This window comes from Kutzneria kofuensis (genome assembly GCF_014203355.1).
GTDB classification, from domain to species: Bacteria; Actinomycetota; Actinomycetes; order Mycobacteriales; family Pseudonocardiaceae; genus Kutzneria; species Kutzneria kofuensis.
In genome coordinates this window covers 3407721-3418445 of sequence record NZ_JACHIR010000001.1, presented here as the reverse complement: position 1 = coordinate 3418445, position 10725 = coordinate 3407721, and the positions used below count along the sequence as shown (strand labels likewise).

At 70.3% G+C, this 10725-nt stretch carries 7 protein-coding genes; all 7 read left to right on the top strand.

From position 1 onward, the window contains the following. The first annotated feature begins 410 nt into the window (after nt 1–410). The 7 genes from BJ998_RS15565 to BJ998_RS15535 all read left to right on the top strand — a co-directional run bounded on the left by BJ998_RS15565 (nt 411) and on the right by BJ998_RS15535 (nt 10616). Nucleotides 411–1388, top strand: coding sequence for a hypothetical protein (locus BJ998_RS15565; protein ID WP_184862369.1), 978 nt, complete (start codon nt 411–413; stop codon nt 1386–1388). A 188-nt stretch (nt 1389–1576) separates the two neighbouring features. Continuing rightward, nucleotides 1577–1888, top strand: a complete 312-nt coding sequence (locus BJ998_RS15560; RefSeq protein ID WP_446685013.1) for a pilin — start codon at nt 1577–1579, stop codon at nt 1886–1888. Between the two features lie 3 nt (nt 1889–1891). Further along, complete coding sequence (locus BJ998_RS15555) at nt 1892–3982, top strand: TrbL/VirB6 family protein (RefSeq protein ID WP_184862367.1); 2091 nt, start codon at nt 1892–1894, stop codon at nt 3980–3982. Further along, on the top strand, nt 3979–5214 hold the full coding sequence (locus BJ998_RS15550) for a PrgI family protein (protein ID WP_184862366.1): 1236 nt from the start codon (nt 3979–3981) through the stop codon (nt 5212–5214). Before BJ998_RS15555 ends, BJ998_RS15550 begins: the two co-directional genes overlap by 4 nt. After that, entirely contained in the window at nt 5211–7121 is a 1911-nt protein-coding gene (locus BJ998_RS15545) for a VirB4 family type IV secretion system protein (RefSeq protein ID WP_184862364.1), read from the top strand. The genes BJ998_RS15550 and BJ998_RS15545 overlap by 4 nt, the downstream gene beginning before the upstream one ends. 56 nt (nt 7122–7177) lie before the next feature. Beyond that, nucleotides 7178–8023, top strand: coding sequence for a GP88 family protein (locus BJ998_RS15540; RefSeq protein ID WP_184862362.1), 846 nt, complete (start codon nt 7178–7180; stop codon nt 8021–8023). Nucleotides 8024–8072: 49 nt separating this feature from the next. Then, a complete protein-coding gene (locus tag BJ998_RS15535) occupies nt 8073–10616 on the top strand; it encodes a helicase HerA domain-containing protein (protein ID WP_184862360.1) in 2544 nt (847 codons plus the stop codon). Nucleotides 10617–10725 lie beyond the last annotated feature (109 nt).

The window sequence follows — 10725 nt, the reverse complement described above, 5'->3', positions numbered from 1 at the left end:
CTCGAACAGTTCTGTCAAAGCTACGGCTTGAGAGTTACCGGTTCGGTCACTCCGGGCCCGCCCAGAACTGTCCTCTGGACCGGCCCTGAGTCAAATTTTTAAGATTTTTTCGCCGCCACCAGGTTGATCTTCACTCCTGGCTCGCACCGGCGCCCGCGCGCCTACTAGCGCACTACTAGCGAGCGACTATAACCGCAGATAATCGGCTACTAGCGTCGATCAAGGCGCTCGCTTCATGGGGCCGGTTTGTTGATCTTGATCGACCCCGTTCGTGGGGCGAAATAGTAGTTCGCTAGTAGCCTCGGCGCGGTTTGCTAGTTGGCGCCTAGTAATGCCGTGGTATTTCCGTGGTATCGGTCGTGGCTTCCTGACGTCGTTGTTGTTCACATCGACGCCGTGGGAGTCACGACATGGCAGCACAATTCGTTTTTCGTCGCCGTGGCGACGAGGCTGTCCCGAACTCGTTGGATATCGCGCGGGACACGTTTACCTGGCTGGTGACCGGGCCGCACCCGGTGTCGCTGAACGGCCGGCTCTTCCCTGGCCTGCCCGACCGACACATCCCGCTGGACGAGGTCCGCGACCGGCTGCTGGCGCGCCGGTGCCCGCAGGCGACGCGGGACGCGGTATGGGCGCATCTGGTGCTGCGCTCCCGTACTGAAGGGGCGACCTGGACGGTCGCCGCGGTCGGGGTCGCGCTGCCCGCGCTGACCTCGGTCGCGGCCACCCTGTCCGATCGGTTCGCCGGCGATCCGGCCGATGTTCACGCCGAGGTCTTGCGCGGCTTTCTGACCGCGTTGTCGACCATCGATCTGCGTCCGCCGCGGATCATGCTGCGGCTTCGGTGGGCCGCCTACCGGTCCGGATATGACGCGCTCGCCGAGGCGCTGGCGGGTCCGACTCCGGTCGCGCCGGGCTTCCGATCCACCCCGCCGCACACGCCGTGGGGACACCCGGATCTGGTCCTCGCTCGCGCGGTCGCGGACGGAGTCCTGACCCAGACCGAGGCCGCGCTGATCGGTGCGACCCGGTTGGAAGAGGTGCCCGTCGCGGACTGGGCCGCGGCGCACCAGATCGGCGAGTGGGCGGTCTACAAGACGCGCAAACGCGCCGAGCTCCGGCTCGCCGCGTACTTGCGCGACGGCGCCGCCGAGACCGATCCGACCGACCCGCTGACCGACCAGGTGGCCACTGCGGTGGCCCTGGCGCGCCCGGTCACGCCGACCCGCGACTTGCCACGTTCGTCACTGTCCGTATCCGTCGCCGAGGTTGGATCGGAGCAGAAAGTTCAGGGTCGCGTGTCCAAAACGGACGCGAAATCCGGAGTTCAGGGCTGCGGGACACACCCGCGCTCAGCCCGACCTTCGGAGGTGCCTCAATGCGCCTGATCGATCGTTTCCTCCCCGCCGTGAGCGGGCCACACAGCGCCCGTCTCGACGGCAATCCGCAGCCGTTGGCCCAGCACACGGAGGCGCGTACGCCGGACGAGCTCACCAGCGGCGGGCCGTCGAATGCTCCGATCATTTCGCCGGAGGACTGGACTCCGGTCCGTCCCCGGCGGTGGTCGCACGTAGCGCTGATCGCCGAGCTGGCGATCCTCGCGCTGCTGGCGTCGGCGTCGGCGGCGCACGCCGACACGATGGTCGTCGCCCTCGCCGGCTCGGTCACCGACGTCCTGAACAACGTCCGCAACTGGATCATGGGCATCTTGGCCGGTCTGGCCACGGTGTTCCTGTCGATCGGCGGCGTCCGCTACGTGATGGGCGGCGGCGACCCCGGCGAGATCGAGAAGGCCAAGACCGCGTTCAAGTCCGCGGGCTGGGGCTACGGCCTGGCGGCGCTCGCGCCGCTGGTCGTGGAGATCCTCAAAGGGATCGTGGGGGCCTGACCGATGGCCGTCAGCACCCCGCCCACGGTTCGCCCGCACCGCCGGTCCGGCGGCCCGGTCGCGACCGCTGCCGCCGCAGACCGAGCGACGCTCTCCCCGGTCTCCGACGGCAGCGCGGACCGGCCGCCGGCCGGTCCGCGGCGGCGCTGGCGCGCGGGCTGGATGCTGGCGCTGAGCATCGTCGTGCTCCTGGTCGGCGTCCTCGCGGTGAGCGCGTGGGCCTCGCCCGCCGCGCCGCAGCAGCCTCCGCCGCCGCTGCCGCTCCCGACCGTCGACCCGTGCACGCCGGATTCGCCGCTGCCGGTCTGCCACCTGCCCGCACCAACCACGACCAAGCCGCTTCCCACCGCGCCACTGCCGCTGCCGACTGGGCTGCCCGCGCCAACGACATGCACCTTCCCCGGCCAGATCGGCTGCACCTCGTCCTCACCGACCACGGCGCCGAGCAAGCCGTGCACCGGTGAGGACTGCATCCCGCAGCCGACCACGCCGCCACCGAACACCGGCCCGCAACAGCCGGGCGCCGGCAACGGCGACAGCGACTCGGACTGCGGCATCACCGACATCGGCGCGTGCATCACCGAGGCCATCAACTCGGCGTTCCGCAGCATCGTCGACGCCGCACTTTCCCCGATCCTGGAGTTGATCGGTCACACCGCACTGTCCACCCCGGCCATCAGCGACCTGCCGGGCATCGGTGAGCTCTGGAACAACTCCTGGGAGCTCGTCCTCGCCCTCTACGGCTTCTTCATCCTCGGCGGCGGCATCCTGCTGATGGGTCACGAGAGCGTCCAAGCGCGCTACTCCATAAAGGAGATCGGCCCGCGGATCCCGATCGCGTTCCTGGCCTCGGCCCTGTCGCTGTTCTTCGCTGACAAGTTCATCAAGCTGGCCAACGCGCTGACCTTGGGCGTGCTCGGCGACGGGGTGAACGCGCCCTCGCTGGGCAACACGCTCCAGGACGCCGTCCAGGGCATCGCGAGCGGCGGGCTGTTCATCATCCTGGTCGGACTGGTGCTGGTCGTGGTCGGCCTCGCACTGTTGGTCGTCTACGTCGTCCGGATCGTCATCACCCTGGTTCTGATCATCAGTGGACCGCTGTTCCTGATGTGCCATGCCCTACCGCACACCGACCCGCTCGCGCGTTGGTGGTGGAAGGCCCTGACCGCGACCTTGGCCATTCAGTTCGCCCAGGCGCTGGTGCTGATCACCGCGGTCCGCACGTTCCTGTCCGGCGGCGTGCACTTGTTCGGCTCGACCCTGTCCGCGCTCGGCACGCTGGTCGCCGCGATCGCCTTGTTCTTCATCCTGTTCAAGATCCCCTTCTGGCTGTTGAAGGCGGTCAAGGTCGGCTCTGGCCGTTCCTTCCTCGGTGGCTTGGCCCGTGCCTACATCGCGGCGAAGACCTTCGGCATGGTCGCCGGCAAGACCGGCGCGCTTGGCAAGGCCGGTGCCGCAGGCACCGCGAAGACCGGCGGCCGGGGCGGCGGAGGCGGAGGCGGAGGGGGCCGCGGAGGCGGCTCGGCGGATCCGCCGTGGCCCGCGCAGCCGCGCCTCGCCCCCACGCCGGAGATGGTCAACAAGCGGCTCAAGGCGGCCCATGACGCCGAGCGCGCCCGCGCGGCCCGCCGGTCGCGGCTGCCGTCGCAGGCGCCGCAGTTCCTGCAGCCCTCACCCCAAGACACCACCCACGACCCCGCCGTCACCCCGGCGAACCAGGGACCAGCCATGCCTCCTGAGTTCAGTTCCGCACCCACGCCAGCCACGCCGATCTCCCCGCCGCGGCGAGGGTCGCGGCCTGGATCGGCACCGCAGTTTCAGGCCGCCGGAGGGCCGCGTCGTCGCGGCGCCACGGCACCGCCGGCCCGCCCGATCCGCACCGCGTCGGTGCCCCCGCAGTTGCAGTTCCGGCCAGCCACGCCACCCGCGCCGCAGCCGTCGCCGCCACCCAGGCCGGCATCCGCTCCTGCCGCGCCGGTGTTCCGGCAAGCCCAGCCCGAGCCGCGCATCGGTGACGCCTACCGGCGCACCCAGTCCGTTCCGCCGCCGGTGTTCCGCGCACCGAAGCCCACTTCAGGAGGTGAAGGGAAATGAGCCAGCCGGTAAGGATTCCCGCCGACGTCGATCGCGAGGACCGCGTCATCGGTCCGCTGACCGCGCGGCAGCTGCTCATCCTCGCCGTCACCGGGATCGTGCTGTACGGGGCGTACACGCTCACCCGCGAGTTCGTGCCGCTGGTGGCGTTCCTCATCGTCGCCATCCCGATCGGGGTGACCGCCGCGTTCCTCGCGCTGGGCCAGCGCGACGGCATCACCATGGACCGGTTGGTGCTGGCGGCGCTGCGGCAGCGGATGAGCCCGCAGCACCGGGTGGCCGCGCCGGAAGGCATCCGCCCGGCCCCAGAGTGGCTGGGCAGCCAGGTCGCGAACACCAGCAGCACGGGCCGCGCCAAGCGGAAGGACAGCGCGGGCGGCACGGATGCCGCGGCATCGACGGTCTCGCCGGCCGCGCTGCGGCTGCCCGCCGAAGCGGTCACCGACACCGGTGTCATCGACCTCGGTAAGGACGGCGTCGCCGTGGTCGCGGTCTGCTCCACGATCAACTTCGGGCTGCGGACCCCGGCCGAGCAGGAGTCCCTCGTCGCCTCCTTCGGACGCTACCTACACAGCTTGACGGCACCGGTGCAGGTGCTGGTGCGGGCGGAACGGCTGGACCTGTCCGGGCAGATCGCCGAGCTCCGCGACCAGGCCGGCGGCCTGCCGCACCCGGCGCTGGAACGGGCTGCGCGCGAGCACGCCGAGTACCTCGACCAGCTCGGCCGCGCCACCGACCTGCTGCGTCGCCAGGTCCTGCTGATCCTGCGCGAACCGCTGCTGACCACGGCGCCGACTGACGGGCTCGGCGACGCCTCACCGCTGGCCGCGTTGACCGCGAAACGCCGGGCCGCCAAGCAAGCCGCCTCGGTCGACGACGCCACCCGCCGTGCCGCCGAAGCCCGGCTGGTCCGCCGGCTCGGCGAGGCGGTCGAGCTGCTGTCCCCGTCCGGGATCGTGGTCACCCCGTTGGACGCCGGACAGGCCACCGCGGTGCTCGCCGCGGCCTGCAACCCCGACAGCGTGATCCCGCCGAACTCCGGTCTCGCCGGCTCGGACGAGGTCATCACCACCGCCCCGGACGACGGCTGGGACGCAAGCGCGTTCGGCCGCGCCGCGTTCCCCACCGACGCCGAGTTCGGCGAGGCCGAGGACGCCTGGGACGACGGCTTCGACGACACCGCCGAGGACCCCGACGACTACGCCAACTCCGCGGGGAGGTACCGCTCATGAAGACCACGGCCAAGCGCCGCGGCCGGAAGGCCCAGGCCGTGCAGCCGCCGCTCGGGCGGGCCAGCGCGTTCACCCCGGACGCCATCTCCGTGCGCCCCCGCGCGCTGGAAGTCGGCGGCGAATGGGTCGCCAGCTTCGCCGTCGTCGGCTACCCGCGCGAGGTCCACCCCGGCTGGTTGCAGCCGCTGCTGACCTACCCCGGACGGGTCGACGTCTCGCTGCACATCGAGCCGATCGACCCGGTCACCGCGGCCAACCGGCTCAAGAAGCAGCTGTCGAAACTGGAGTCCGGTCGCCGGCACACGAGCGAGAAGGGACGGTTGATCGACCCGCACGTCGAAGCAGCCACCGAGGATGCCTACGACCTGTCCGCACGGGTCGCTCGTGGTGAGGGCAAGCTCTACCGGCTCGGGCTGTACCTGACCGTGCACGCCCCCACCGAGGAAGCCCTCGGCGACGAGGTCGCGGCGATCCGGTCGTTGGCGGCGTCGCTGCTGCTGGACTGCAAACCGACCACGTATCGCAGCCTGCAGGGCTGGATCACCAGCCTGCCCATGGGCCTCGATCTGGTGGGAATGAGGAGGACGTTCGACACTTCGGCGTTGTCCGCGGCGTTCCCGTTCACCTCGCCCGACCTGCCGCCGCCGGACCCGACCTCGGTCGGTGCGCCGAGCGGCGTGCTCTACGGCTTCAACGTCGGCAGCCAGGGGCTCGTGCATCACGACAGGTTCGCGCTGGACAACCACAACAGCGTGATCCTCGGCCGCTCCGGCGCGGGCAAGAGCTACTTGGTGAAGCTGGAGTTGCTGCGGTCGCTGTACCGCGGGATCGAGATCCACGTCATCGACCCCGAGGACGAGTACGCCCGGCTGGCCGCCGCGGTCGGCGGGACGTACGTGCACCTCGGCGCCGAGCAGGTCCGCCTCAACCCGATGGACCTGCCGATCCACACGCGCCCGGACGGGCGCCGCACCGCGCCCCGCGACGCGCTGATCCGCCGGTCGCTGTTCCTGCACACCGTGATCTCAGTACTACTCGGCGCGGAGTTGTCGGCGACCGAACGGGCAGCGCTGGACCGGGCGATCACCGCGACCTACCAACGCGCCGGCATCACGTCCGATCCGCGGACCTGGACCCGCCCGGCGCCGCTGCTGGCCGACCTCGCCGAGGTCCTCGCCGACACCGGTGACCACGCCGGGGTCGAGCTCGCGGCGCGGCTGCACCCGTACGTCACCGGCGCGTTCTCCGGCCTGTTCTCCGGCCCGACCTCGACCCGCCCGGAAGGGCACCTGGTCGTGTTCTCGCTGCGCGACCTGCCCGACGAGCTCAAGCCGATCGGCACCCTGCTGACGCTCGACGCGGTCTGGCGGCAGGTCTCCAACCCGGCCATCCGCAAACCCCGACTGGTCGTGGTCGACGAAGCCTGGTTGTTGATGAAGGAACCCGCCGGGGCCGAGTTCTTGTTCCGGATGGCCAAGGCAAGCCGCAAGCAGTGGGCCGGCCTCACGGTCGCCACCCAGGACACCGCGGACGTACTGGGTTCGGACCTGGGCAAAGCCGTCGTCGCGAACGCGGCAACACAGATCCTGCTACGGCAAGCCTCCCAGGCGATCGACGAGATCACCCGCACCTTCGACCTGTCCATGGGTGAACGCCAGTTCCTGCTCTCAGCCGACCGCGGCCAAGGGCTCCTGTCGACCGGCACGCAGCGGGTGGCGTTCCAGTCCATCGCCTCGCCGGTCGAGCACGAGTTGGTCACGTCGAACCCCGCGGAAATCGCCGGATATTCCGACGCCGCGTCGGGAATCGAGAACTCCTTCGTCGAACTCGGCTCAGGAGACGCCGCGGGGATCGCGGACTCGTTCGGAGACGGCGACGCGTCGCACATCGAACTCGACGCCGCCTGACCGCCCTCATCGCAAGCGCTAATCCGTTTACACCGAATCACACTCAGGGGATACCCATGTCTACATCATTGCCCATTTCCGCCACAGTCCGGCGACCCGCTCGGCTCCTGACGCAAAACAGCGAGATGCGCCAGATCGGCGTATGGAACTGGTCGCTGCCCGCCTGGGCCGGGCGACTGCCCGATGGTCGTACCTACAACACCTGTCCCAGCGCCGGAATCTGCGCCCAAGCGTGCTACGCGCGGCATGGCACCTACACCTGGCCGGTCGTCCGGGCCAAGCATCAGGCGAACCTCACCTATGTCCTCGACGACCTGGCAGGCTGGCAGGCCGCGATGGTCGCCGAACTCAGCGCGACCAAGTTCCGCGGCGCGTGGATCAGAATTCATGACAGCGGCGATTTCTTTTCCGACTCCTATCTTCAGGCATGGCTGGATATCTGCCGTGCACGCCCCGATACGAATTTCTATGCCTACACCAAAGAGGTGTCTCGCTTCCGGGCACTTGTCGAGCCTGACCCGCCGCCGAATTTTCTGTGGGTCTACTCCTACGGCGGGACACAGGATGCCGCGCTGAATCCTGCCGTCGATCGGGTCGCGGATGTGTTTCCCGACGAGTCCGCGATCGCCGAGGCGGGCTGGGCCTCGCAGGAAGCCAGCGACCTGCTCGCGGTCCTGGGCCCGCGGCTGGTCGGGGTGCCGGCCAACCGCATTCCCGCCTACCTCAAGCGGTTGGCCGGGCGCCGGTTCTCCGAGTGGCAAGCCGAGGTCGACGCCGAACGCGCCGCCCGCCGAGGCCGCCAGCACCTGCGGCTCGTCGTCGACAACACCCGCTCCGACCACCGCCATCCGCCCACAGCCGAGCCCAGCTCGATGCCGGGCGACCAGCCACGGGCGGCCTGACCGCCGCTCGCGCCCGTCCCGTCGACCGCTTTGCGTGGGGAGGTCCCCGATGTCCTGGCCAATCACCACCACACCCCTGTCCACCCTGGTCCCTCCACGGGTCGAGCAGGCCGCGGAGGTCCTCGCCTCACCGGTCGGCGACTACCTGCGTGACCCGCTCGGCGCATTCCAGAACGTGCTGGCGCACCTGCGCGACCTCGCCCTGACCTGGGGCCCGGTCGTCGGGCCGGTGCTCGCGGTCGCCGTCGCCGCAGCGGTCATCGCGCGGCGGCGGTGGCGCCGCCGCTACCACCAGCGCCTGATGACCGACGCCCGCCTCGTCACCGTGCTCGCGCCGCCCACAGTCGACCCCACGGGCGCGATCACCGTGTGGTCCAACCTCGTCGGCCTCCTGCGACCAGGATGGCTGCGCCGCTTCGGCGGACAACCGCACCTGGCCTTCGAGCTGACTTTCACCGACGACGGCGTGCAGATCCGCCTGTGGGTACCCGGCCTGGTGCCGCCCGGCATGGTCGAACGCGCCATCGAGGCCGCCTGGCCCGGCGCTCACACCCGCACCACCCCCGCCAAGCCCCCGATCCCGACCACGGCGGCAGCAGGCCGACGCGTCGAAGCCGTCGGCGGCGAGCTGCGGTTGGCCCGCTCGGAAGCCCTGCCGATCCGCACCGAGCACCCGGCTGACCCCATCCGGGCGATGCTCGGCGCACCGGTCGGGCTCGGCCCGCACGAGCGGGCCTGCGTGCAGATCCTCGCCCGCCCCGTCGCCGGCCACCGGGTGACCAAGGCGCGCCGCGCGGCCCGGCGAGTGCACGCGGGCGGCTCGGTCCACCTGGTCGGGCGGCTGCTCGACGCCATCACGCCGGGCAAGACCCCGAAGCCGTCGACCAGCACGCGGACACCGCAGCTGGATCGGCAGACCAGCCTGGAGTACGCAGCCCAGGACCGCGCGGTCGTGGAGAAGCTGCGGGCGAACCAGTTCGAGACCCGCATCCGCTACGCGGTGGCCACCACGGTGCCCGAGGACGCCACCTCGGGCGAGGTTCAGGCGGTGCGGGAGGTGCTGCGGGGCCGCGGGCACGCGATCGCCTCGGCGTTCGCCGCCTACTCCGAGCACAACTACTACCGCCGGGTTCGGCTGCGCCGCGAGCCGGTCGCCGTGCTGGCCGAACGCCGACTCGGCAAGGGCGACCTGCTCTCGATCCCCGAGTTGGCCGCGATCGCGCATCTGCCGATCGACGAGTCGACTCCTGGCCTGCAGCGGGCCGGCGCGAAGGCCGTGCCGCCTCCGCCGGGCATCGCCACCATCGGCGAGCAGATCAAGCCCCTGGGGCTGTCGGACTCCGGGCACTCCCGCCCGGTCGGCCTGCACGTCGCCGACGCCCGACACCACCTGCACATCCTCGGCGCCACCGGCTCCGGCAAGTCCGAGCTGATGGCCCGGATGATCCTGGCCGACGCCGAGGCCGGCCGCGGTGTCGTCGTGGTCGACCCCAAGGGCGACCTGGTCAGCGACATCCTCATGCGCCTGCCCGAGGAACTCGGCGAGAAGGTCGTGCTGTTCGACGCCGACTCCCGAGCCCGCCCACCGGTACTGAACCCCTTGGCGGGTGCGGACAAGGCCCGCGCAGTCGACAACCTGGTGTCGATCTTCTCCCGGATCTACGCCTCTTCCTGGGGGCCGCGCACCGACGACATCCTCCGCGCCGGGCTGCTCACGCTGACCGCGATGCCCGGCACGCCGACCCTGGTCGACCTGCCCAAGCTGCTCACCGTGCCGGCGTTCCGGCAACGAGCCTGCGACCAGATCGACGACGAGGTCCTCAAGGGCTTCTGGTCCTGGTACGACGACCTGTCCGAAGCCAGCCGGGCGCAAGTGATCGCGCCGCTGATGAACAAGGTCCGCGGTTTTCTCTTGCGTCCCTTCGTCCGCGCTGCCATCGCCGGCGGTCAGTCCACGGTGGACATGGACGAAGTGCTCAACACCGGCGGCATCTGCCTGGTGCGCATCGCTCGTGACGCACTGGGAATGGAAACCGCGCGGCTGGTCGGCTCGATCGTCGTGGCGCGCACCTGGCAGGCCGCGACTCGCCGCGCTCGCGTCCCGCAGCGTCAACGCCGCGACTGCGGGCTGTACATCGACGAGTGCCACAACTTCTTGAACTTGGCCTATCCGTTGGAGGACATGCTCGCCGAGGCCCGTGGTTACCGGCTCTCTATGGCGTTGGCGCACCAGTACCTCGGGCAGCTACCGAAGGAGCTCGAAGAGGGCATCAGCACCAACGCCCGCAGCAAGATCTTCTTTAACGCCTCGCCCGAGGACGCGAAGAAGCTGGCCCGGCACACCATGCCGCGGCTGAGTGATCACGACCTGTCCAACCTCGGCGTCTACCACGTCGCAGCCCGGCTCGTCCTGGGCGGTGAGGAAGCACCGCCGTTCACCGCGGTCACCGAGAAACTTCCGCCCGCGATTCCCGGACGCGCTAAGGCAATCCGCAAGGCCGCCAGAGTCAACACCTGTCCGCCCGCCACCGACTCCAACGCGGTCGCGGGTCACACAACGCAGACCACTGTGGACCCGCGCCGCGCGGCCTAGCGAGACCAATTGTCTTTTCGCGCAACGCATGCGGACTCATCAATCGTAGGGACGACACGTCTCGGTGGGACCGCATGCGTTGCCCTTGCCATTTGCCACTGCTGCCCGT